We start from the raw sequence: 23,186 nt of genomic DNA, 5'->3' as shown, positions 1-23,186 counted from the left end.
TGTCGCGTCGGGTGGGCGCCGGGTTCCACTGCCCGGGGCGGGTGATGCTGTCGCAGAGACGGTGGGTTGTGTTTCAGCCGGGGTCGGGCAGAAGCGCGAGCTGTTCAAGAGCCGTGGTGATCTCACCGGTCCAGGGCCAGTGGCGGGCCAGGCGGAGGATGCGTCGCCGACCGGTGGTGACGAGCTGGCCGGCTGCGGTGAACAGGCGGAACCGCAGGCGACGCGGTTCCCAGAGCCTCGCCCGGCTGGTCAGGGCGAGCATCGGAATCCAGGCCAGCGGGTTCGGGTGCGATTTGGACGATCTCCAGCCAGACCCGGTTCTGGGTGGTGTAGTGCAGGGGCAGGTTGCGCAGGCCGGTGGCCCGGGCTGCCCTGATCCGGTCCCCGGCCCGTGCCCGGAGCCGGAGCCGGTGACGGAGCTCGAGCTCGGCGAGCGGCTCGTCAGGGATGTTGGTCGCGAAGCACGTGATCCGCATGCCGTCCGCGTCGGTGATCCTCAACTGGGCGTCGGGATAGGTCGTTCCCTTCGGACGATGAGCCGCATGCCCTTGGGCCAGCCGTCCAGGACCTTGCCGCTCGGCGATCCAGGCCCCGTCCCGGGCCTGACCGTCGGCCTCGACGGCCGGTGTCCATGCCGGGGCAGGGAGCTTCAGTACGTGTTCGTGGATCGCTTCGGTGATCACCATGCCGACCGAGTAGGACAGCCAGCGCCCGCGCTGGGCGAGCCAGGACACGAAGTCGTGGGTGAGGCTGATCCTTTGGAGTGGACACCCTGACAATGGGTCTTGATGGTCCGGAGAGGGGTGTCCGGGTGGGACGCAAGTCTCCGTGTCCGGAGGGGTTCAGGAAGGACGCGGTTGTGCTCTACCGCGCCGCGGCTGGCAAGCGGACGTACGCGGCGGTGGCCGCGGATCTCGGCATCACCGCGGAGTCGCTGCGGACGTGGGTGCGCAGGGACGAGGCCCAGGCCGTGCCCGGACACCGTGACGCGGGCGGGAGCGTGGCGGAGGAGCTGGCCCGGTTGCGGGCGGAGAACGCCCGGCTGCTCAAGGCCGAGAAGGAGTGGCATCTGGAGCGCGGGATCCTGCGCCGGGCAGCCGCCTATTTCGCTCGGGAGGTGAAGTGAGCCCCCACCGCTGGGACTTCATCTCCGACAACCGTGCCGGCTTCGGCGTCAAGCGGATCTGCCGCGTCCTTGGAGTATCCCGCGCCGGCTACTACCGGCACCTGGCGGCCGGGCAGGCCCGCGCCGAGCGCCAGGCCGAGGAGAAACGGACCGTGAGCGAGATCCGCGCTGTCCACGCCGGGCACCAAGGCGCCTACGGCGCCCCACGTGTCCATGCCGAGCTGCGTGCGAGGGGACGGAAGATCAACCGCAAGCGCGTGACCCGGACGATGCGGATCAACCACATCGTCGGCCGACACCTGCGAAAGAAGAAGCGGACGACGATCGCGAACAGGACCGCGCCGCCCGCGCCGGACCTGGTGATGCGCGACGTGACCGCGGACACGCTGAATACCCGGTGGTGCGGCGACATCACTTACACAGCCGTTGGCGCGACATGGCTCTACCGCGCCACGGTGATCGACATCTGCTCGAGGAAGGTGGTGGACTGGTCGATCGCGGACCACCTGCGCACCTCGCTGGTCACCGACGCGATCGAGATGGCCGTGGCCGCCCGCGGCGGCCGGGTCCACGGCGTCGTTTCCACACCGGCAGGGGCTCCCAGGGTGGATTCAACTGGTCGTCGCAACACCCTGATCTCGGAGGTGTGCGACGTGGCCACGGCGGACTGGAGTTTGAAGACCAGCGATGTTCCGGAGGGGCGGCGTCGGCAGTGGCGCGCTGACCGTGCGTTGCGGCCGGCGATGCGTTCGCCGGGGCGGCCTGATCCTTCTCGGGTCGTGCAGCGCCAGTTCTGGCGACTGATCGCCACGGGGGTCACGACGGTGGAGGCGTCGTTGGTGGTCGGCGTGTCGTGGCCGGTGGGTGCGAGGTGGTCGCGAACTGCGCCGCAACGCCGCCACGCGCGGCGGCAAGCAGGAATACCGCGCGACGGTCGCCCAGTGGAAGGCTCAGCAGGATGGCGTCCCGCGTGATGGTGTAGGCGATCACCGTGCGGGTGTGCGCGGGCGGGTGCCCGGGGCGTGCATCCGGTGACGGTCTCCGCTCCCTGCGCATGAGGCAGGCCACCGTGCAAATCTCCCTGGTGAACGGCCAGTTCAACCCTGGAGGTGCCCGATGGCCTTGTCCCAGTCTGACCTACAACGCCTGCTGGAGTCACTACGCACGGCGGACGGGATCGAGCTCGTCCGCAACGTCGCCGAGCGCATGCTGCAAGAGCTGATCGAGGCCGAGCTCAGCGGCCGGATCAGCGCCCAGTGGAACGAGCACACCGAAGCCCGCACCGCCTTCCGCAACGGCCACCGGGAGAAGACCTTGGCCACCCAGGCCGGCGATCTGGACCTGGCGATACCGAAGCTGCGCAGCGGCAGCTTCTTCCCCAGCCTGCTGGAACGGCGGCGCCGCATCGACCAGGCGCTCTACGCCGTCATCATGGAGGCATACGTGCACGGGGTGTCCACCCGCTCGGTCGACGACCTGGTCAAGGCGCTCGGCGCGGACAGCGGAATCTCCAAGAGCGAGGTCTCACGGATCTGCGGTGACCTGGACGAACAGCTCACGGTCTTCCGCGGCCGGCCCCTGGATCACAGCCGCTTCCCCTACCTCTACCTGGACGCCACCTACTGCAAGGTGCGCGTGAACCACCGGATCGTCTCCCAGGCCGTGGTCATCGCCACCGGCATCAGTGAGGACGGCGGCCGTGAGGTGCTGGGTGTGATGGTCGGTGACAGCGAGACCGAAGCGTTCTGGAGCGAGTTCCTGCGCTCCTTGCGCGAACGCGGCCTGGGCGGGGTCCGTCTGGTCATCTCCGACAGTCACAGCGGCCTGGTGGCAGCGATCCGCAAGGTCATGCTCGGTGCCGCCTGGCAGCGTTGTCGTGTCCATTTCTTGAGGAATGTGTTTTCCGTGATCCCCAAGGAATCCGGGGAAATGGTCGCGGCGACCATCCGCACCATCTTCATCCAGCCCACCGCCGAAGCCGTCCATCACCAACTCGATGCGGTGGCCGACATGCTCGGGCAGCAGTTTCCCAAGGTCAGGCAGATGCTCCTGGACGCCAAGGAGGACCTGACCGCCTTCGCTGCCTTTCCCATCTCGCATTGGAAGAAGATCCAGTCTTCAAATCCCCTGGAGCGGATCAACCGCGAGATCAAGCGCCGCACCGACGTCGTGCAGGTCTTCCCCAACCCGGCCGCCCTCGAGCGGCTGGTCACCGCCGTGCTCAGCGAGATGCACGACGAATGGATCGCCTTCCCCCGCCGCTACCTGTCCGAAGGCAGCATGACTGCCATCTACGCCGCCGAACACGCCGACCACACCACCCATGCACTCCCCAACACCCCGAACACTACGGAGGATTGATCGCCTACACCATCACAGGGGACGTGACCCTCAGCAGGCGGCCAAGCGCCCGAAGAACGCGAAACTCCTGGGTAACGACCGGTTGCGTGAGTACGTAGAGGACCGGCTCGCCGGCAGCATCCGTCGCCCCGACAACATGACCGTCACCGGGCCCAAGACGCCCGCATGGAAAGGGCTGAACAAGCCGCACCGTCAGGACAGACGTTGGGCGACGGCATGGAGTCCGGAGCAGATTTCGCACCGACTCCGTGTCGACTTCCCCGATGATGAGTCCATGCGCATCAGCCACGAAGCGATCTACCAGGCGCTGTTCATCGAAGGCCGTGGCGCGCTCAAGCGGGAACTGGTGACGTGCCTGCGCACCGGCCGGGCGCTGCGGGCTCCCCGTGCACGGTCGCAGAACAAGCCGCAGGGGCATGTCACCGCGGACGTCGTCCTCAGCGAACGCCCCGCCGAGGCCACGGACCGCGCGGTCCCCGGACACTGGGAAGGCGATTTGATTATCGGGACGGGCCGCTCCGCGATCGGCACGCTTGTCGAGCGCAGCAGCCGCTCCACGCTCCTGGTGCACCTGCCCCGTCTGGAGGGCTGGGGCGAGAATCCGCCCGTGAAGAACGGCCCCTCGCTCGGGGGCTACGGCGCGATCGCGATGAACGCGGCGCTCACCACGTCGATGACGCAATTGCCTGAGCAGCTACGTAAGACCCTCACCTGGGACCGTGGGAAGGAACTCTCCGGTCATACCCAGTTCGCTCTCGATACCGGGACGAAGGTGTTCTTCGCCGATCCGCACTCGCCCTGGCAACGACCGACGAACGAGAACACGAACGGGCTGCTGCGCCAGTACTTCCCGAAGGGCACCGATCTCTCCCGCTGGTCGTTCACGGACCTCGAAGCCGTCGCCATGGCGATCAACAACCGGCCCCGCAAAGTCCTGGGTTGGCGGACGCCGGCCGAGGTCTTCGAAGAACAGCTACGCTCGCTGCAACAGCCCGGTGTTGCAACGACTGGTTGAACTCGCCCAATACAGTGCGGCCGCCTTCGCCGGGGTGTGCGGCCGGCACGGCATCCGGCGCAGCATCGGCCGGGTCGGCTCAAGCTATGACACCGCCCTCACCTGTCTGGAAGACCGTGAGCTTGTTCAGCGGTGAGTCTCCAGGGTGAGAATGGCTCTGGCGATTGACGTCATCCGGCTCGGGTTGCAGCGGGCTTTGCGGAGGATCCGCCAGGTCTTGACCGATGCGATGGATCTCTCGACAGGCCACCGCAGACGCGAGTGCGCCCGGTTGACGCATCTCTGTTTGACGGTGAGGTCTTTGCCCGGTCGTATGGGGCACGACGACGATGTCACCGGCGCCCTGGTAGCCGCGGTCGGCCAGGATCGGGATGCCCAGGCGGATACACGTAGCGATGATCCGGTGCCGTCTGGCCGCGGTCAGATCGTGGGTCCGGCCGGGCAGCGCGGGCGAGATCCACACCAGCGTGCCGTCCGGAGCGGTCACCACCTGCAGGTTCACGCCGTGCCGGCGGTGCTTTCCCCAGTAGTCCGCCCGGCCGTCGCCGGTCCGGTCGCACTCGGCGAGTGTCCCCTCCAGCAGCAGGTAGCGGGCGTCGGGGCGATCTCAGGGCCGCGGTCAGACCGGGCGCGAGCTCTGCGAGGTGGCCGATCACGGCGTGCACGTGGGCGTGTGCGGTGCCCAGGCTGATACCGAAGCCGGCCGCGAGCTGACACATCGTGATCGTCAAAGGCAACCAGAAGAAGCTCCGCAAGCAGCTCAGATCCCTTCCGTGGACAGAGATCCCGCTGCAGGGCCGTGTGAAGGGCATCGGCCACGGCCGCTCGGAGATCCGACGGATCAAGGTGGTCACGGTCAACGGCCTGCTCTTCCCCGGAGCCCGCCAGGCCGCCCAGATCAAGCGTCGCCGCACCGACCGCAAGACCGGCAAGACCACCATCAAGACCGTCTACGCCGTCACCAGCCTCACCGCTGAGCAGGCCGGCCCCGCCCAGCTGGCGGCCCTGATCCGTGATCACTGGCAGATCGAAGCCCTGCACCACGTCAGAGACACCACGTTCGCCGAAGACGCCTCACCACTGCGAACCGGCAACGCGCCCCGGGCGATGGCCACTTGGCGCAACCTCGCCATCGGCACCCTGCGGCTGGCCGGCGCCACCAACATCGCAGCAGCTCTGCGACACAACGCCCGCAACGCGGACCGCCCGCTCGCCCTGCTCGACCTCAAGTGATCACGAAACGGACACCCACCTACTTCGCCGAAGCCCTGACCCTTGGGCCAGGCTCGGTGGATGCATCCTTGATGCGGGCTGACCGCGAGCTATCCGGTCGACACCCAAACAGATTCCGCTCAAATAAGACGCTACACGTCTCGGATCATGCAAGTTATTCGGGACGTGCAGAGTTTTCGCTCTTGTTCGTCAACTATGACAACTTCGTAACTCGCTAGATTCCGGCCAAGATGGAGCGGTATGGCAATTCCGGTAACGAAGCCTGAGCTCGCTGCGCGGTGATGTGTAGCATTGACATCCACGCCCACTGCAGTTTTCCCAAGCCCAGCATGCAAGTGGCAACCAATGGTGCCCAAACTCTCAGCTAGAGCCACAGAAGCACCTCCGTGGAGTCGGCCATGCGGGGTCCTGTTGCCTTCCACAGGCATTGTCGCCACAATCCTGCGGATGGAAAGTGTAGTGAAAGTTATGCCCATTCGATCCGCAAATTGACCGCTCGTAACATCTGCAGGCAGTGGCTTTGCAGCGGAACGATTAAGCAGCTCCTTGGGCAGGCTGGCAGGTATGAGACCTCGCTGTTTTACCACGGTGCACAACTCCTGATCTTTTGTCAGCAGTATGAATGTCAGCTTCGATCGCTGTTAACGGAAATCAGTCAAGTTTTCTTGTGGGGATGCTTCAGTTACGCGCAGTGAAGGCAAGCTTGACCTGGAGCCGGAGCACGAACCCGCTCACCGACTATGCGGCCTATCACTGCAAGCCACTCTTCCACGGCATCGAGTTCCACAATGACGTATTGAGCCTTTTCATACTCCTCGGAGTGAACGGTCCTCTTAGGTCGATTTCCTGGCAGAACTCGAATCCCACGGAAGCAACTGTCACCCGATCGGCAGCCACTCTAAAAATGCCCATTCATTCTTTCGCCTGATTTGCACTCCGCAGACCCAACAGTGGGTCTAGTCGGTAGCTCAGCGAGTCCATACGCAGATGGCCAACGTGCGAGCTTTCCGGTGAGTGCCACAACGGCGGTCAGGAGGAGGGCTGAAGCTCACGCCGACGCTGAAGTTATGGGTGTTAAACACGCCGGTCGCCTTTCCCGGCTGGGGGGCACGTGCTCAAGCGGCAGAACGGTAACCATCAGACCGGGGATCAGCAGCACCGCGTTGGCGGGTCCGGCGAAACGGGGCGGTACGAGTATCGAGCCGGTCGAGGACGCAGGTGATCACATCGGTGCAGGATATAAGCCGCGAAGCGGAGGATGTGCATCCGAACCCCCAGCGGACCGGCACATCCTTTCCCTGCCGGCAGCACCACCCGGAGCCAGCCGTGGAACTTGGCGCCCACTCCACGAGCAAGAGGCACGTCAGCAAGCGGACGACCCTTGTGCAAAATCGAGGTTGCAGGTCGTCCGACTCAGAACCTTACTCGGGTTGTGAAGAATCGAATGCCTCCCCATTGGCCCCCTGAGTTCCCTGCGGGTTACATTTGAGTAGCCCTTGAATTCGCCGCAAATAACCAAGCCTACATAAACGAGAGCAGAAATTACCCCACCCCAGACCTCCACCTGGCGTACGATAAGATGATCCACATTCGCCGCAACACTTCATTTCCGCCCGACCAATCTACAGTATGGCAAACGTGACAGTGGGCGGCCTGGAGTCCACAGGCGAAACAATGCAAACTGAATTACAGCTCATTATAAACAGAACCCCCCCCCCTTCCACCCATGGTTGGTTTCCTATCGCGCTTTCGTATTAGATCACGGACGCTGTTGATGTAATTAAGCAAAAGCTACTCTATGGGGTCAGATCTGCCGGTCATCGCACCGCCGGTGAAAGATGTGGTCGACCGGAGTGGGGCGGGTCCGTGAGTCGGGTGATCGTTCTGATCTCGGCGAAGCTGAGGCGGATGAGCTGGGAGGGTCCGTTTCTGCAGCATCCGCGTCGAGTTAGCGGGCGCGGCAGGACTATCAGGCAGGCAGAACTGCTCCGGCCAGGGTCATGTGGCTGTGCCAGCCTGGAGAGCAGCAGACCTGGTAGTCGTCCAGACTGCACTCCTGCTTCGCGGTCGGGAACATTCCTACACGGCCCACCGACTGCTCTTCCGGGCGGCTGACGCTGCGGCGGGCGATCACCCAACGCCAGCGCTCGGGGCGGCGCCAACGGCGGACCTCAACTCGGGCCAGTGAGCTTGTTCAGCGGTGAGTCTCCAGGGTGAGAATGGCTCTGGCGATTGACGTCATCCGGCTCGGGTTGCAGCGGGCTTTGCGGAGGATCCGCCAGGTCTTGACCGATGCGATGGATCTCTCGACAGGCCACCGCAGACGCGAGTGCGCCCGGTTGACGCATCTCTGTTTGACGGTGAGGTCTTTGCCCGGTCGTATGGGGCACGACGACGATGTCACCGGCGCCCTGGTAGCCGCGGTCGGCCAGGATCGGGATGCCCAGGCGGATACACGTAGCGATGATCCGGTGCCGTCTGGCCGCGGTCAGATCGTGGGTCCGGCCGGGCAGCGCGGGCGAGATCCACACCAGCGTGCCGTCCGGAGCGGTCACCACCTGCAGGTTCACGCCGTGCCGGCGGTGCTTTCCCCAGTAGTCCGCCCGGCCGTCGCCGGTCCGGTCGCACTCGGCGAGTGTCCCCTCCAGCAGCAGGTAGCGGGCGTCGGGGCGATCTCAGGGCCGCGGTCAGACCGGGCGCGAGCTCTGCGAGGTGGCCGATCACGGCGTGCACGTGGGCGTGTGCGGTGCCCAGGCTGATACCGAAGCCGGCCGCGAGCTGACACAGGGTGTCGTTCTTCCGCAGGTATACCAGTGCGACCAGGGCGCGCTCGGACGCTGGCAGCTTGCACCTGCGGTCACCTTCACGGGTGACGATGAGCATCGTGACCCACTCCACCAGGGCATGCGGAACATCGAGTACGGCACGATAAGGAACCAACAGAGCCCCAAGGCTGAAGAGTTGAGCGTAGACACCTCGCTCAACAGCCCTGGGGCTCTGCCCGTTCCGCCCTCACCACACGTCACCCGATCAGTAGCCGAACTGAACAAGCTCACTGGCCAATGGCGTCACACCACCGCAATGACGGGACCGGTGAACCCGTCTGATCACAGGGCTCCAGACCCGGTGGTGCTTCAGATTTCACCGGTCCCGTGAGTCACCATTACTGATCTTTTCGTAAGTTCGGTGGGTGTGGTGGCTGTGTGGGTGGGAGGCTGTCGGGGTGGCTTATCAACCTTCCCGTTCGGTTGCCGGCTCCTCCCTTCCTCCTTTGTCGCGGCCTCAGTTGGCGGAGGCGCGTCGTGTTCGGGCAGTCGAGTTGTTCGAGGACAGCGTTTCGAATGCGGACATCGCGAGGGCGGTGGGGGTGTGTGCCGAAAGCGTGCGGCGTTGGCGGCGGGTGTGGGAGCACGGCGGTGCTTCGGCCCTGCGGCGACGGGCAGCTACCGGACGCCCACCCAAGCTGGACGACGCCCAAGTCGAGATGGTCCGGGCCGCGTTGGAGCAAGGTGCCCAGGCTCATGGTTTCGAGGCCGACCTGTGGACCCTGGAACGAGTCGGCGCGGTCGTCACCCAGGAAACGGGGGTGGTGTTGTCGAGGGCATCGGTGTGGCGGCTGCTGACCGGCCGGCTCGGATGGAGCCTGCAACGGCCCGAGCGGCGGGCGGTCGAGCGGGACGATTCGGAGATCGCCCGCTGGATCGCGCACGAGTGGCCGCGGATCAAAAAGGGGCCGTGAACACACGTGCCTGGATCGTCTTCCTCGACGAATCAGGCGTCTCCCTGCTCCCGCAGATCCGCCGCACCTACTCGCCCCGAGGGCGGACTCCGCTCCTGCGGCACCGCCTGAACTGGAAGCGCGCGTCGATGGCCGGGGCCTTGGGCTACCACTCCACCGATCCCGATCGCGGGGCTCGCCTGTGCTTCCACCTCAAGCCCGGCAGCTACGACACCGCCGGACTCATCGAGGTCCTGGAGCAGATAAAGGCGTTCTACCGCGGCGAGCGAGTGGTCCTGGTCTGGGACGGCCTGTCCGCCCACTGGAGCCGGGCGATGCGGGCCTGGGTCGCCGAACAGGACTGGCTCACGCTGGAACGATTACCCGCCTACGCTCCCGAGCTGAACCCGGTGGAACTGCTGTGGTCCTCGCTCAAGAAACGTGAACTCGCCAACCTCGCCGGCGACCACCTCGCCGATGTCGCCGACGCTACCGAGCAAGGCATCCACCGCATCAACGCCAACCCCCGACTGCCATGGTCATTCCTCGCCCATACCGGCCTGACCATCCACCCACCACACCCACCGAACTTACGAAAAGATCAGTAGGTGCTGCTTGCTGCCCGTCTTCCGCCGGTCGACCGGCGACGGACCGGTGGTCGGCTCCCCCTTTTCGCGCGGATGTGGGAGCCGTCCACACACGCCCTGGACCAGTCGAGTTGCCGACCGCATTCAGCTCGGCGAGCAAAATGCGGTGCAGTTGCTCGAAGACTCCGGCCTTCTGCCAGCGGTCCAGGCGCCGCCAGCAGGTCTGTCCGGAGCCGAACCCCAGCTCCAGCGGTAGGAGTTGCCAGCTATGTCGTTGTGGAGCACGTACAGGATGCCCTGCAGACACAGCCGGTCCGGCACCGGCCGCGGCCCCGGCGACTTCTGCGGCCAGGGCGGCAGCAACGGCTCGATCAGCGCCCACAAGTCGTCGTCCACGATCCACGGCCGAGTGCTCACAGCATCTCGAACGGCGGAATCGTCACATCGGTCACGCCCCACCAGGGCACCTCAACAAGATCGTGTTACGAACTCGTAGGAGCGTCAAGGCTCTCGCGGAGAACCTGTGGATGCTGGTTAAGACCGAGTGCATCCGCGGACGGACCTTCGACACCAGAGCCGAGGCGAATCTCGCGCTGTTCGAGTACATCGACGGCTTCTATAACTCCCGGCGCATCCAGAAGCGGCTCGGCTACCTCAGTCCGATCAAGTTCGAGGAAAAGCACTACGCCGACCAGGCAACGGCCGAACGAACGAACCTGAGACCCCGTCAACCCGCCCTGACCCGCTGATCATCACCTCCCGCACGCCGGGGGAACCTCACCTCACCGACGCTCACCCGCAAGCCGTACAAGTGAAAAAGGCTCCACGCTGAACAATGCGTGAGTAGGAATTACTCTCACAATGGCCGTCGCCCGATGATCCAATTGGTCTGCCGGGGGTGGTTCCCTGGCACGTGCGGGATGGCCGGATGGCTGGGGAAGGCCTCCGGTCTGGCCAGCGAGCGACCCCCGTTAGCTGCTGGCGACTCGCCGCGTGAAGCCCCCGTCCATTGATGGTCGGGGGCTTCACATTGCCCGACGCGAAAGTGCGCACACCCCCAAGCTGGCAGGCCCGGGAGCGAAGACCACTTGCTCACGGATGAGCTGCCTGGAGGCTTTCTGGCAGTCGGTGGCGGCTTTGCCGAGTATCCGGTTGGCAGCCTTCACTCACGCCGCAGCTATTGACATGACCACTGCAGCGCGGTTCTTTGGCTGAGAGACTCATCCACTGTGAAGGGCGGGCGTCTGTGGTTCTCTCGCGTCGGACGGTCCTGGAGGCGGCCGCGCTGGGTGCAGCAGTGGCGGCCGTAGGACGGCCACAGCTTGCGTTTGCCGAGGCAGGCGTGTCACCGGTCACGACACTGACGCAGACCTTGGTTCCCGGCCCTGCTGGTCCGGGCGGGTATCGCGCTGTGGTCGTGGGGTCAGGTGAGCCGCACGTGGTGCGGAGTGAGCTGGGCGGCAGAGTCACGGCATCCGGAGAAGGGCATCAGCTTGTGGCGTTTGCTCAGCTGACAGACCTTCACGTTACGGATGTCCAGTCTCCGGCGCGCGTCGAGTTCCTTGACCGTTACGGTGATACGGGTTCGGTGCTGGGGGGTTCGAGTCTGACGGCTGCCTACCGTCCGCAGGAGATGCTCTCTACGCAGGTGGTTGATGCGATGGCACGGGCTGTCTCGCGGGTGGGGAGCGGACCGGCGACTGGACTGCCCGTCTCCTTCGCTGTGGTAACGGGTGACAGTGTGGACAACTCACAATGCAACGAAATGCGCTGGTACATCGACCTTCTGGACGGCGGCGTCATCCGCCCTGACTCTGGTGACCTGTCCCGCTGGGAAGGCGTCGCCGATCGCGAGCGCTTTGATGCCGCCTACTGGCATCCCGATCCGGCAGCCTCTCTCGACCGCGCCAAGAGGATGTGGGGGTTTCCGGATCTCCCGTGGCTACTGGATGCGGCCCGGCGCCCATTCACCGCGCAAGGGCTCGGGATGCCCTGGTACGCGGCCTATGGAAATCACGATTGTCTGGTGCAGGGCAATGCGCCCGTGAGCTGGCTGCTGAATGAGATCGCCACCGGGTCTGTGAAGCCCGTGGGGTGGCCGGCGAGCTGGGAGGCTATAGAAGCGGTCAGCCCCGACGTCTCCGGCGAGGCACTGACGACTGCGATTACCGGCCCGCTGCGTGCAGTGACGTCGGATCCGGCCCGGCGATTGCTCAGTAAAAAGCAGATGGTCGGCGAACACTTCGCTACTGCAGGCAAGCCCGTGGGACACGGGTTCACCGCCGAGAACCGGATGAACGGGACTGCCTACTACGCCTTCGATCACGGGATCATCCGGTGCATCGTGCTGGACACGGTGAACGATAACGGCGGCGCCGACGGGTCCCTCGACGCAGATCAATACCAGTGGCTGCAAACGGAGCTCAGAAGAGGCAGCCGGCACTACCTCTCCGCCGCTGGGGATGTCGTCAGCCACGACGTGACCGACCGCCTCTTTCTGATCTTCTCCCACCACACCTTGACCACCATGGGCAACACCATCAACCCGTGGGCCTGGTGGTTCCCGCGGCGGGACGGTGGCCATGTACGGGCGCTGCTGCTGCAACACCCCAACGTCATCGCGTTGATCAACGGGCACAGCCACACAAACAGGATCCGGCCGCATGCCCGATCCGCCACCTGTCCCAAGCCCGGCGGTTTCTGGGAAATCACCACCGCCGCCCACATCGACTGGCCCCAGCAAAGCCGGCTCATTGAAGTTTCCGCGGCACCAGACACCCTCTCGCTCGTCACGACCATCGTCGATACCGACGCACCCCCAAAGTCCGATACGCTCGCCAGCCCCGCAGACCTGGCCGCACACGCGCGAGAGCTGGCGCTCAACGACTGGCAGGCCAGGAGGGATCCGGCGGAGCTTGGACGACGTGGGATGGCAACGGACCGCAACACCCGACTGCTCCTGCCCACACCCTTCCCCCTCTGAAGTCCCTCAAAATCTACGCTGCGGATGCTCACCCCTGCGGATGACATCAGGGTGGCTTTCAGCTTTCCATCAGTGGCCACGGACCTTCAGGATCATCCTCGGCAATGGGACTCAACACCGTGCGCGGCCATACCTACGGTGGCGCGAAAGCGGCGCCACACAGTCTCCTTCTTCACAGCAAGGAAAGTAGCGCGTGCGACTCTGGGAGGTTCCGTGTCTTTTCCTCGTCTAGGCGCCTGCGCAGCCGGGTTGGCGACGGCTGTGGGAATGTCGGCCGGACTGCCGACGGCCAGCTCCACGCACGCCGTGCCGTCCTTGGTGACGTCCGTTTCCACGGTGAGCCCGTTCGTGGAGCCAGGCTTCGCCGCAACCTGCCTGTGGCACGAGTTCGGCGAGGGCGAAACGCCGCCGTGGTGGCTGCTGCTGGCCGATCCGCTGTGTGTGGAATACAGCAAGCGCGACATCACCGTCGATGACGGAGGCGTTCTACGCTTCCTCGTCGCCGAGCCTGCCAGGTTCGCCGTCACCACACTGACCTGCCACTACTATCAGAAGGACCACTGGAGCGTGCAGCACACCGCGGGAGCGGACCCCTGGGTAACGTGGGACGGCCAGTACTGGTGGGACAAGACCACCCATCGAGCCGGCGCTCGACTGACCAACTTCCGCATCAACGGCCACACTGCTGGGATCGGCGACGTGGTCGCCGCCCTCCGAAGCGCCTACCCAGACCTCGCCAGCGCACTGAGCGAATACGGCCAAAGTGCAGGCGAAACAGGACTGACTGCAAACCTGCCCTACGACCTGCGCTGCGCGCTGACCGGGTGAACCTCCGTGCCAACCTCCGGCCGACGGACCATCCTGCAGGCTCTGACCGCCGCCGTCGCGACGCTGGCTGCCGGGAGGATCGCCGATCCAGCGATGACCTCGGCCGCGGCAGCAATGACAGAGAGCCGTCCAGTACAGACGCTGCTGGCGTTCGCCGACACACTGATACCGGGTCAGCACCGCTTTCCGGGCGATGTCGTGGTCGCTGACGCTGTCACCGGTCCCGGCGCAGTGCAGGCCGGCGCCATCGACATACTCACCTCACCACACCTGGCCCTGGAACCGCTGCTTCCGTCGATCGCATCGCTGCTGGATGCCCGGGCTGTCGCCTACGCCACGGCCCGGCTCATCTGGCTGACGCCTTTCCGGCCGCCGTTCGTCGGCCTGGCGTTCTCCCATCGGACTGCTTTGGTGGAGAGCCTGTTCAACCCCGGTGACGTGGATCGGCCAGTCTGGCAGGTCCTGAGTCTGCTGATGGGGCTGGCCTTCGATACCGCCGGACAGTACGACACACAACAGGCCGTCACCCAGACACATCCAGGCCTGGCATGGCTGGGCTTTCCCGAGCCGGACGCGGACGGCCTGTGGAGATTCGTCGACTTCTCCTACGGACGCCCACTGGCGGCCCTCCACCCTGCCACAAGCCCTTCGGGCAGCCCGGCATGAGCGCCCTGACCACGGACGTCCTGGTGGTCGGAAGCGGCTTCGGCGGCGCTATCCCGGCCTACTACCTCGCCGCGGGCGGCGCCCGCGTCACCGTCCTCGAGCGCGGCCCCCGACGCGCCGCCGCCGACTTCACCCATTCGATGCGGCTGGGCACCTACAACAAAATCGTCGATGTGATCCGAGGCGACGGCGTCACGGTCGTCGCGGGCAACTGCGTCGGCGGCGGCAGCGTCGTATATTTCGCTGCCTCCCTACGTGCACCGGCCTTCGTCTTCGAACGCCGCGGCAGCCTCGGCCACCGATTATGGCCCGCCGCTCTGACCCGCGCACGTCTCGATCCGTGGTACGACCGCGTCGAGGAAGCTCTGCCGGTCACCCACACCGACTGGCCCGACGTCTCCTACGCCGGCGGTGTTCTGGCCGCCGCGTGTCATCGGACGGGCCACACCTGCAACCCGGTCCCCGTGGCAGTCGACACCCGGGTCTGCACCAATTGCAACTGGATGCTGTCCGGCTGCCGCTTCGACGCCAAACGCTCCCTGCTGCTCAACTACCTGCCCGCAGCCGAAGCCCACGGGGCTGTCATCCGCGCCCTGCACGAGGTCCAGAGCATCACTCCCTCGCACCTGTCCGCATACCGCTACGCAGTCACCTACACCGTTCTCGATCCCGGTGACTACACCTGCACTGCTGAGGCCGGAATCATCCACGCCAAAACCGTGGTCCTGGCCGCCGGAGCCATCGGTACACCCGTCATCCTCCAACGCTCCGCACTTCTGCTTGGAGGTATTCCCAGCGCTGTCGGCCGCTACTTCTCGGGCAACGGCGACCGTGTCAGCGTCGCCGACATTGATGAGACCAAGGCCCGCACTCTGCTGGGGCTGTCCCGCCCGGACGGCTCCGCCTACCAAGCGCTGCCCATAGGCCGCCCCATCACCGCCGCCACCTTTGACTACCTTGACGCCACCGCCCCCGAGTACAGCCGTTTCACGCTCCAGCAGATTTACTTCCCCCCGCTGACCAACCTCCTGGCACAGGCCTATGACGCCACATGGTTCGGCACCGGGAAACGCAGCATGCGTGCCCGGTGGCGTTCCTGGCTCACCCTCCTGGCCATGACCGAGGACGACAATGAAGGAACCTTCGGGTTGCCGCCGCTGACCGGCAGCTTCGCTCGCCTTGCCCCCGGTCTCGGACAAGGCACCATGTCCTACCACCCCAACTTCCGCACCAGACAAGCCTGGAGCAAAGCCGACATCGCGCTGCGCACCATCCTGGAGAAAGACGGCCTTTCCCACGTACAGCCTTGGGACGAGGACGTCGCCGGCACCGTCACAGCCCACCCTCTGGGCTCAGCCCGGATAGGCGACGACCCCGCCACCAGCGCGCTCACTGACACCCACGAACTACACGGCCACCCTGGTCTCTTCATCACTGACGGCTCCGCCGTTCCTACCTCCCTTACCGTCAACCCGTCACTGACCATCGCAGCCCTCGCCGAACGCGCCGTTCCCGCCATCATCACCGACACGAGCAGCACCGGAGTCCCCGTCCGAGGCGGCGCACCTCTACCCACCCAGTAACCGGCGGTGCCGGCCGGAACGGAAATACCGTGCGACTACGGGGCAGGCCGGGCACGTGACAGGGCTTTCCAGATGGGCTGCTCCCATGCCAGCCACGCTGGGGCTCCCGAAGGCAGCAGCCAGCACCACCGACTTCTCCATCCCGAGCGCCCGCGGACCCACCTGATGCGCACCCGCCGCCTGGCACGCGACTACGAACGCCGCACCACCAGCGCCGAAGCGGTGATCTACTGGTCGATGATCCTGCTCATGACCCGCCGCCTGGCCCGGCCACGGTCTGCGCGAGGGTGAATCTGCCCGGCGCGGGCTCGGCCAGCCAGCCGCGCGCGACCAGGCGTTTCGCCGTCGACCGCAGCGCCTCCACCCGTGCCGGCACCGCGTCCATGCCGAACGCCGCGGCCCTCTCCTGGCAGGTCAGCGGCCCTTGATGGAGCCGGTGGCGGTCCGCGAGCACCTGCAGGATGCGCTGGTAGTCCACCGACAGCACCGACCAGGCCAGCCCCTCACTCCACGGTCGGTCTCCTCCCGTAGTTCGTCCACACGACGGCGAGCACCCAGCTCACGCTGTTCCAACAGCCCGACCACCGACGGCATCCACGACCTCCCAGGGAGCGACAGCACGTGCGGGTGGTGGTCGCGGCGATGGACTGCACGATGACCTCGTGGCTGGTCAGGGGCCTGCCGCGCCAGTTCATGGTGATGTGGGAGAACAGCCGATGCTCGATCCGGTTCCACTTCGAAGGACCGGGAGGAAAATGACAGCCAGTGATGTCCAGGCCCGTCTCCAGGGCCAGGGTGGCGAGTTCGGCCTTCCAGGCGCGGGTCCGGTAGCCGTTAAAACCGCCCGCATCGGCGGTGATGAGCAGTCGTCCGGCCTGCGGGTAATCCTCCTTGCCGCGGCCCTTCCACCAGCGGCGGACGGATTCGACGGCGAAGGCGGCGGTGTCATGGTCGGTGCCGACACTGACCCAGCCGGTGTTCGCAGCCAGGTCATAGATGCCGTAGGGCACGGCCTTCCCGAGTACTGTGTCCGGGAAGTCATGGGTGCTGACCTGCACGGGGTCGCCTGCGGGCCGCCACTCGCGGCCGCCGTTCTTGTACGACCCCACGATTTCCTTCTTCTTCGTATCGACGCTGATCACCGGGTCCCCGGCGTCGATATGGTTTTGGCCTGCTCATTGATGTAACGGAACTGGCCGTCCCGGTCGGGATGCTGCCGGCTTCGATGGTCTTGGCGTTCCCCTGAAGGCTGAAGCCTTCCTCGCGCAGCACGTCGGCGACGGTGTCGGCGGATATCCGGTGACCCTGGCGGCTGAGTTCGGCGGCCAGATGACGGGTGGACTTCGTCGTCCACCGCAACGGGGACATCGGATCACCCCGCACATCCGGCTCGACCAGGGCCAGCAGCGCCGGCCTAACCTCGCGCTTTCGCGAGTGGGTCTGTCCGGGTCTTGATCAAAAAAGCGGAGAGTGCTGCTGACCTGCAACGATGGGACTTGTCGAGGGTCCTGTCACTGCAAGGAAAGAAGCACTCTCCAGGTGAAGAAGAGTAGCGGGTCGTACCCGCGCGTCCGTGTCGAGGGCGGCGGCCGCGGGGTGGTCTCGCAGGCCGGGGCGGTGCTGCTGGTCGAGACGGCCCGCAAGTGTGGCCTGGACGGTGCGATAGCGGCGGCACTGGCACCGTGGCGCAAGCCGCGGGCCGTGCACGACCCAGGCAAGATCCTGCTGGATGTGGCGCTGGCCGTCGCGCTCGGCGGCAACTGTCTGGCAGACGTCGGCATGCTGCGGGCCGAGCCGGCTGTGTTCGGCCCGGTGGCCTCCGATCCGACCGTCTCCCGCCTCGTCGACGCGCTCGCCGCCTCCGGCCCGAAGGCTCTTGCGGCAATCCGGGGCGCACGTTCCGAAGTACGCACGCGGGTCTGGGAGTTGGCCGGGACAAGCAGTCCGGCCGCCGACGGCCAAGTGATCGTGGACATCGACGGGGTACTGGTGCTCGCACACTCCGAGAAGCAGGACGCCACCCCGACCTGGAAGAAGACCTTCGGCCATCACCCGCTCGTCGCGTTCGTCGACCACGGCCCAGCCGGATCCGGGGAACCGGTGGCCGCCCTGCTGCGGCCCGGCAACGCGGGCTCCAACACCGCCGCCGACCACATCGAAACCGCCCAACTCGCCCTGGCCCAACTGCCCAAACACCTGCGGCGGGGACGGCAGACACTGATCCGCACCGACTCCGCCGGCGGCACCCACACCTTCCTCGACTGGCTCTCCCGCCGGGGCCGGTGGCTGTCGTATTCCGTCGGAATGACCACCACCGACGCCATCCACCAGGCCGTACTGAAGATCCCGAAGAAGGCATGGACACCCGCCTACGACGCCGACGGCACCGAGCGGCCCGGCGCCTGGGTCGCCGAGATCACCGACATGCCCGACCTGAGTACCTGGCCCACGGGCATGCGGCTGATCGTCCGCAAAGAACGCCCGCACCCCGGCGCCCAGTTGCGCTTCACCGACCTCGACGGCAACCGGCTCACCTGCTTCGCGACCAACACGAAAGGCGGCCAGCTCGCCGACCTCGAACTGCGTCACCGCAGACGGGCACGCTGCGAGGACCGCATCCGAGGCGCCCGTGCCACCGGCCTGCGCAATCTGCCCCTGCACGACACGGCCCAGAACCAGATCTGGCTGGAGATCGTCTCCCTCGCGCTCGACCTCCTCGCCTGGATGCCGATGCTCGCGCTGACCGGCGAGGCCCGCCGCTGGGAACCCAAGAAGCTCCGGCTGCGGCTGTTCTCCGCCGCCGCTCAGCTCGTGAACACCGGCCGTCGCCGCTGGCTCCGCCTGCCCGCCCGATGGCCCTGGACCGCTGTCATCAGCCACGCGATCGTCAGGCTCCACGCCCTGCCGAACCCCGGTTGACCAGCCACATCGCCCGTCCCGACAAACCCGCACCACCACACCGGTGAAGTGGAACCCGGCGCCCATCCGACGCGAGAGCCGGGCCCTCGGCCTGCCCCAGCCCCGAAAAGACCCCACCACACAAACGCAGAGTCCCCGTCAACAAACCGACAAGGACTCATGAACGATCGAGGCTAACTGTCCCTAACAAAGGCATTGAGCTTGTTCAGCGGTGAGTCTCCAGGGTGAGAAAGGCTCTGGCGATTGACGTCATCCGGCTCGGGTTGCAGCGGGCTTTGCGGAGGATCCGCCAGGTCTTGACCGATGCGATGGATCTCTCGACAGGCCACCGCAGACGCGAGTGCGCCCGGTTGACGCATCTCTGTTTGACGGTGAGGTCTTTGCCCGGTCGTATGGGGCACGACGACGATGTCACCGGCGCCCTGGTAGCCGGGGTCGGCCAGGATCGGGATGCCCAGGCGGATACACGTAGCGATGATCCGGTGCCGTCGGGCCGCGGTCAGATCGTGGGTCCGGCCGGGCAGCGCGGGCGAGATCCACACCAGCGTGCCGTCGGGAGCGGTCACCACCTGCAGGTTCACGCCGTGCCGGCGGTGCTTTCCCCAGTAGTCCGCCCGGCCGTCGCCGGTCCGGTCGCACTCGGCGAGTGTCCCCTCCAGCAGCAGGTAGCGGGCGTCGGGGCGATCTCAGGGCCGCGGTCAGACCGGGCGCGAGCTCTGCGAGGTGGCCGATCACGGCGTGCACGTGCGCGTGTGCGGTGCCCAGGCTGATACCGAAGCCGGCCGCGAGCTGACGCAGGGTGTCGTTCTTCCGCAGGTATACCAGTGCGACCAGGGCGCGCTCGGACGCTGGCAGCTTATCGGCCGTTAGTTCGTGATTTCTGAAGGGTGGATTGCGGCGAACCCACGGAAAGGGGGTGCCACTGATGGCTATTGGATCATTGAGTTCGCGAACTCGACCGGTGTTGGGCCGTGTCGCGTTCGAAGAGTCGGCGCACTTCGGGGTTCTCGAGGGAGCTGGTGTAGCGGACCGCGCCGGGAATGCTCATGTCGAAGAGGTCGCAGACGCGTCGGAGATCTCCGTCAGTGGCGAGCACTTCGTCGAGGATCCGGTCTTCGCGCAGATGCCTCGGGGTCATACCCAAGAGGCGGTGGAACCACATCGGTCCTACTGGGTCGGTGCGTGGGGCGGTCTGCAGGTTGATGATCAGGTGCGGGTTGAGAGTGCGGGGCCAACGCCGCTGCCGGTGGTCGAGGTATGCGGTCAGCCGCTGTTGAACCGGGCGGGCCAGCGGAATGTCTCGCTCGTCGAGGTGCAGTCGGCCGTCGTGGATGTCGGCCAGGTGCAGGCGGCGGATCTGTCCCGGCATCAGCGCGTGGAAGACCAGCAGTGCGGAGACGAGGGCGGCTGTGGGGTGCGAGCTGTCCAGACGTTCGCGTACGACCACGGGTGCCAGGGGCAGCGGGTCGCGGCCCTCGGCCCTGAGGGTGCGGAGGCGGGCGGTGGGGTTGGTGAACACGACCTTGCTTGCTTTGAGGATGCGGAAGAGCGAGCGAAGTCCCTGGCTCTGATGCGAGCGGTCGGTGCCGCTGTGGGGAAGCACGTCCAGCACGTGCTCTCGGGTGATCTCCCTCAGGGTCGTGTGGCCCGTCGCGGCCCACTGCTCGAGCGCGGGCAAGGACCACAGAAGCAGAAGACGGATGGTCTTGTGGTCGCGAGGCTGGCTGCGCGGAGGGGTGCTGCTGCCGTTCAGCAGGATGTCGAACCAGGTCCGCAGTTCCTCAGCCATGGGGGCGGGCAGACCGGCGGTCTTCCGGTCGAACCACGGCACCACGGCGGAGACGAGGTCGTCCTCCAGGAGGCCGACGGCCGCCAGGACCCTGCCGATCTGAGCAGCGGGCAGTCTGATCGAGGAGAGGGCCTGGACGTCCTGGGCCCGGATCGGTGCGCCGGGCGTGTCCTGGGTGCCCAGCAGGATCCGGATGCCGTGACGGACGCGGTTGGTGGGGCTCTTCGTCCAGCCGTGCTGTGCCGCCCGCTGAAGGGTGAAGTGGTCGAGGAAGGCTGCCGCGCCGAGGTCAGGTGGCTCGGGAAAGGAACGGCGAAGGCCTGTGGCGAGGTCGCGCGGGAGATCGAACAGAACCGTCTGCCGGTGCTCCACCGGTACCGGGTGGGCGAGGGTGACAGCGGCTGTAGAGCGTGGGCCCGCCGCGCGGAGGTTGCGGGTGGGCAGGGCGAAGTACAGCTGCTGGCCGTGCCGGTTGGCTTCGGCGGCCGGGAAGTACTTCGCGTGGCGTCGGACGCGTTCAGCGACGGTCTGCCGCCAGCACAGCCGGCATGTTCCGCCCGGTTTGGTGGGGCGGCGGTGTTCACAGAACGGGCAGGTGGCGACCGGGTAGTGCTCGGGCCGTGCGCGCCACGAAGTGCAGCCCTTGCACAGCCAGTTGCCGCGCCGGGTCACGCCCCAGGCATGGCAGTCCCGGCAGGAGCCCGGCGGCTGGGGAGCGAAGTGGTGGCAGAGCCGGCACAGGCCGCTGGAGTAGTAGTCGCGGTCCGATCCACAGTCCCGGCAGCGCGGCGGGACGTGCGGACCATCAGGCATGCAGTCGTAGCAGAGGTCGGACCGGCTGGTGGCGACCGGCTTGGTGCGGCATCCCGGACAGATGCGCGGGTGGTTGCGCGTCATGCCGGGGGCGCCGAGCGGTTGCGCCCGAACCGCGGCGTGATCACCGGCCCGCCCACTGCCTCGGCGGGCTGTGCCGGTTTGCGGGCCGCGACTTTGTCCGGTTCGCAGATAAGCAGGTCGGTGGGGCTGCATTCCAGGACGGCGCAGAGCACGTCGAGGTCATCGAGCCGGATGGTCGTCGGAGTACCGGTCCACAGCGCCGACATCTTGCCGGCGCTGATCTCCAGGCCGGCTTCGGAGAGCCGGCGGCGCAGTTCGGTGGACTTCCAGATGCCCTGTTCGGCTGCTCTCATGCGAAGTTGCCAGCGCATCGGGTCACCTCGCCTCTCCGCAGAACCGGGCGGTGACGCGCTCGTTGGCGTCCTCCCAGGCCCGCTCGATGTGGTCGTTATGGACGTGAATGTAACGAGTCGTGGTGGCGAGCCATTCATGGCCAAGGAGTTCCTGGATGGCCTTGAGATCGAGGCCGCGCAGGTAGAGCGAGGACGCGCAGTAGTGCCGCAGCCCGTGTGGGGTGAGTCGGTCGTTCCACTCCGGCAGCCAGGTCGCCACGGCCTGGGCCAGGCCAGAGCGGAGTGCGTCGTCACCCACTCGGGTGCAGTATCCGGTGAGGGGGTCGCGGCGCTCACTGGGCAGCAGCGGTGCGTCCGAGCGCTGCCAGTCGTCGCCGAACTGGTGACGGATGTCGGTCAGCCACCAGTTCATGAGCGAGTCGATGGAGTTGATCGCGGACACGAACCGGGTCTTCGGTCCGCGTCCGCGGCTGCCTTTGCCGTACCGGACGTGCAGTTTGCCGTGGGATCCCAGGTCGGGACGCCAGTCCCGGATGTCGAGCATGACGGTTTCATTGATCCGCAGCCCTCCGCGGCGCCACAGGGACGCAGCGAAGTAGTTCCGCGCGGCCGGGAGGAACTTGCGGACACCGGGGAGTGTGGCGCCCCAGTTCGTGAAGAGATGCTCCACTTCCGGATCGGTCGGCGGCACTCGTACCGAATCGCCGCCGATCCGCGCCGGCCGGTTGAACTCGTCGATCGGCTGGACCAGCGCGTGCCCAGTCAGGGCGTGGATGTCGCCTTGATAGCGCAGCAGGAGGAAGTCGTAGAGTCCGGCGATGGCCAGCGCCTTCTTCTGCACCGTCGACTTGGCCAGGGCCCGATCTCTTCGCTGGTAGGCCAGGAAGCGGTCTGCGTCAGCAGGCTGGGCCGTCCATACCGAGCGTCCCAGGAACCGCAGAAACTCGAAGATCATCCCGCGCTCGCCTGCGATGGTGCTGTCGGCCCATCCCGCTCCGACCATCGCCAGCGCGTACTGATCCACCAGTTCCTGCTCGAAGTCCTCTCGCTCCTGTTCCGAGCGCAGCTCGCGTCCGGAGCCGATCGAACGGACAACCGCCAGCGCCATGGGTTCCTCAGTTCACTCGGAACGTCTGTACGCCAGGCTTTTCCACTTTCCTTCAAGAATCATGACGAAAGGTCGAGATC

At 66.2% G+C, this 23,186-nt stretch carries 13 protein-coding genes and 12 pseudogenes; 13 read left to right on the top strand and 12 right to left on the bottom strand.

Annotated features, from left to right (window positions below):
• Positions 1-73: 73 nt before the first annotated feature.
• Positions 74-746 (bottom strand): annotated as a pseudogene (locus tag OG985_RS45940) (transposase); the annotation flags it as partial.
• Between the two features lie 65 nt (positions 747-811).
• Here OG985_RS45940 and OG985_RS45935 point away from each other — a divergent pair.
• From OG985_RS45935 to OG985_RS45920, 4 genes and pseudogenes are all read left to right on the top strand, one after another.
• Positions 812-1,730, top strand: a pseudogene (locus OG985_RS45935) (IS3 family transposase); the annotation flags it as partial.
• A 70-nt stretch (positions 1,731-1,800) separates the two neighbouring features.
• Positions 1,801-2,083, top strand: a pseudogene (locus OG985_RS45930) (IS30 family transposase); the annotation flags it as partial.
• Between the two features lie 159 nt (positions 2,084-2,242).
• On the top strand, positions 2,243-3,487 hold the full coding sequence (locus OG985_RS45925) for an IS256 family transposase (RefSeq protein ID WP_371666661.1): 1,245 nt from the start codon (positions 2,243-2,245) through the stop codon (positions 3,485-3,487).
• 31 nt (positions 3,488-3,518) lie between these two features.
• A pseudogene (locus tag OG985_RS45920) lies at positions 3,519-4,502 on the top strand (IS30 family transposase); the annotation flags it as partial.
• 126 nt (positions 4,503-4,628) lie between these two features.
• Here the strand turns inward: OG985_RS45920 and OG985_RS45915 are convergent.
• Positions 4,629-5,224: pseudogene (locus OG985_RS45915) on the bottom strand (transposase family protein); the annotation flags it as partial.
• Here OG985_RS45915 and OG985_RS45910 point away from each other — a divergent pair.
• Positions 5,223-5,579: pseudogene (locus OG985_RS45910) on the top strand (ISAs1 family transposase); the annotation flags it as partial. The pseudogenes OG985_RS45915 and OG985_RS45910 overlap by 2 nt on opposite strands.
• A 287-nt stretch (positions 5,580-5,866) precedes the next feature.
• Here the strand turns inward: OG985_RS45910 and OG985_RS45905 are convergent.
• From OG985_RS45905 to OG985_RS45895, 3 genes and pseudogenes are all read right to left on the bottom strand, one after another.
• Positions 5,867-6,211, bottom strand: a complete 345-nt coding sequence (locus OG985_RS45905) for a hotdog fold thioesterase (RefSeq protein ID WP_371674235.1) — start codon at positions 6,209-6,211, stop codon at positions 5,867-5,869.
• Between the two features lie 1,328 nt (positions 6,212-7,539).
• Positions 7,540-7,917 (bottom strand): annotated as a pseudogene (locus tag OG985_RS45900) (hypothetical protein); the annotation flags it as partial.
• A 12-nt stretch (positions 7,918-7,929) separates the two neighbouring features.
• Positions 7,930-8,675 (bottom strand): annotated as a pseudogene (locus OG985_RS45895) (transposase family protein).
• A gap of 250 nt (positions 8,676-8,925) precedes the next feature.
• Here OG985_RS45895 and OG985_RS45890 point away from each other — a divergent pair.
• Together OG985_RS45890 and OG985_RS45885 are read left to right on the top strand one after the other, a co-directional pair.
• Entirely contained in the window at positions 8,926-9,474 is a 549-nt protein-coding gene (locus tag OG985_RS45890) for a winged helix-turn-helix domain-containing protein (RefSeq protein ID WP_371674162.1), read from the top strand.
• Positions 9,471-10,061, top strand: coding sequence for an IS630 family transposase (locus tag OG985_RS45885; protein WP_371666678.1), 591 nt, complete (start codon positions 9,471-9,473; stop codon positions 10,059-10,061). The genes OG985_RS45890 and OG985_RS45885 overlap by 4 nt, the downstream gene beginning before the upstream one ends.
• Here the strand turns inward: OG985_RS45885 and OG985_RS45880 are convergent.
• Positions 9,967-10,436 (bottom strand): annotated as a pseudogene (locus OG985_RS45880) (transposase). The gene OG985_RS45885 and the pseudogene OG985_RS45880 sit on opposite strands and share 95 nt — an antisense overlap.
• Before the next feature lie 131 nt (positions 10,437-10,567).
• Between OG985_RS45880 and OG985_RS45875 the strand changes: the two are divergent.
• The 5 genes from OG985_RS45875 to OG985_RS45855 all read left to right on the top strand — a co-directional run bounded on the left by OG985_RS45875 (position 10,568) and on the right by OG985_RS45855 (position 16,100).
• On the top strand, positions 10,568-10,789 hold the full coding sequence (locus OG985_RS45875) for an IS3 family transposase (RefSeq protein WP_371666679.1): 222 nt from the start codon (positions 10,568-10,570) through the stop codon (positions 10,787-10,789).
• Positions 10,790-11,286: 497 nt separating this feature from the next.
• The gene (locus tag OG985_RS45870) at positions 11,287-13,023 is read left to right on the top strand and encodes a TIGR03767 family metallophosphoesterase (RefSeq protein WP_371674173.1); all 1,737 of its coding nucleotides are present in this window, start codon (positions 11,287-11,289) and stop codon (positions 13,021-13,023) included.
• A gap of 267 nt (positions 13,024-13,290) precedes the next feature.
• The gene (locus OG985_RS45865; RefSeq protein WP_371666680.1) at positions 13,291-13,851 is read left to right on the top strand and encodes a hypothetical protein; all 561 of its coding nucleotides are present in this window, start codon (positions 13,291-13,293) and stop codon (positions 13,849-13,851) included.
• 6 nt (positions 13,852-13,857) lie between these two features.
• Positions 13,858-14,517, top strand: a complete 660-nt coding sequence (locus tag OG985_RS45860; protein WP_371666681.1) for a DUF5987 family protein — start codon at positions 13,858-13,860, stop codon at positions 14,515-14,517.
• Positions 14,514-16,100 (top strand): GMC family oxidoreductase N-terminal domain-containing protein, encoded by a 1,587-nt coding sequence (locus OG985_RS45855; protein ID WP_371666682.1) that lies wholly within the window; start codon positions 14,514-14,516, stop codon positions 16,098-16,100. Before OG985_RS45860 ends, OG985_RS45855 begins: the two co-directional genes overlap by 4 nt.
• A 247-nt stretch (positions 16,101-16,347) precedes the next feature.
• On the opposite strand, the pseudogene OG985_RS45850 reads toward OG985_RS45855, so the two are convergent.
• Positions 16,348-16,694 (bottom strand): annotated as a pseudogene (locus OG985_RS45850) (hypothetical protein).
• A gap of 26 nt (positions 16,695-16,720) precedes the next feature.
• Positions 16,721-17,519: pseudogene (locus OG985_RS45845) on the bottom strand (ISAzo13 family transposase); the annotation flags it as partial.
• Positions 17,520-17,639: 120 nt separating this feature from the next.
• Between OG985_RS45845 and OG985_RS45840 the strand changes: the two are divergent.
• Positions 17,640-19,019 (top strand): IS1380 family transposase, encoded by a 1,380-nt coding sequence (locus OG985_RS45840; protein ID WP_371666514.1) that lies wholly within the window; start codon positions 17,640-17,642, stop codon positions 19,017-19,019.
• A gap of 205 nt (positions 19,020-19,224) precedes the next feature.
• On the opposite strand, the pseudogene OG985_RS45835 reads toward OG985_RS45840, so the two are convergent.
• The 4 genes and pseudogenes from OG985_RS45835 to OG985_RS45820 all read right to left on the bottom strand — a co-directional run.
• Positions 19,225-19,877 (bottom strand): annotated as a pseudogene (locus tag OG985_RS45835) (transposase family protein); the annotation flags it as partial.
• A 79-nt stretch (positions 19,878-19,956) separates the two neighbouring features.
• Positions 19,957-21,705, bottom strand: coding sequence for a hypothetical protein (locus OG985_RS45830; protein ID WP_371666388.1), 1,749 nt, complete (start codon positions 21,703-21,705; stop codon positions 19,957-19,959).
• The gene (locus OG985_RS45825; RefSeq protein ID WP_143612431.1) at positions 21,702-22,016 is read right to left on the bottom strand and encodes a helix-turn-helix transcriptional regulator; all 315 of its coding nucleotides are present in this window, start codon (positions 22,014-22,016) and stop codon (positions 21,702-21,704) included. Before OG985_RS45825 ends, OG985_RS45830 begins: the two co-directional genes overlap by 4 nt.
• Positions 22,017-22,020: 4 nt before the next feature.
• Entirely contained in the window at positions 22,021-23,106 is a 1,086-nt protein-coding gene (locus tag OG985_RS45820; RefSeq protein ID WP_144316336.1) for a tyrosine-type recombinase/integrase, read from the bottom strand.
• Between the last annotated feature and the right edge of the window lie 80 nt (positions 23,107-23,186).

The sequence above is a fragment of the Streptomyces sp. NBC_00289 genome (genome assembly GCF_041435115.1).
Taxonomy (GTDB): Bacteria; Actinomycetota; Actinomycetes; order Streptomycetales; family Streptomycetaceae; genus Streptomyces.
The sequence above is the reverse complement of the archived record's forward strand: the minus strand, read 5'-3'. Positions and strand labels throughout refer to the sequence as shown.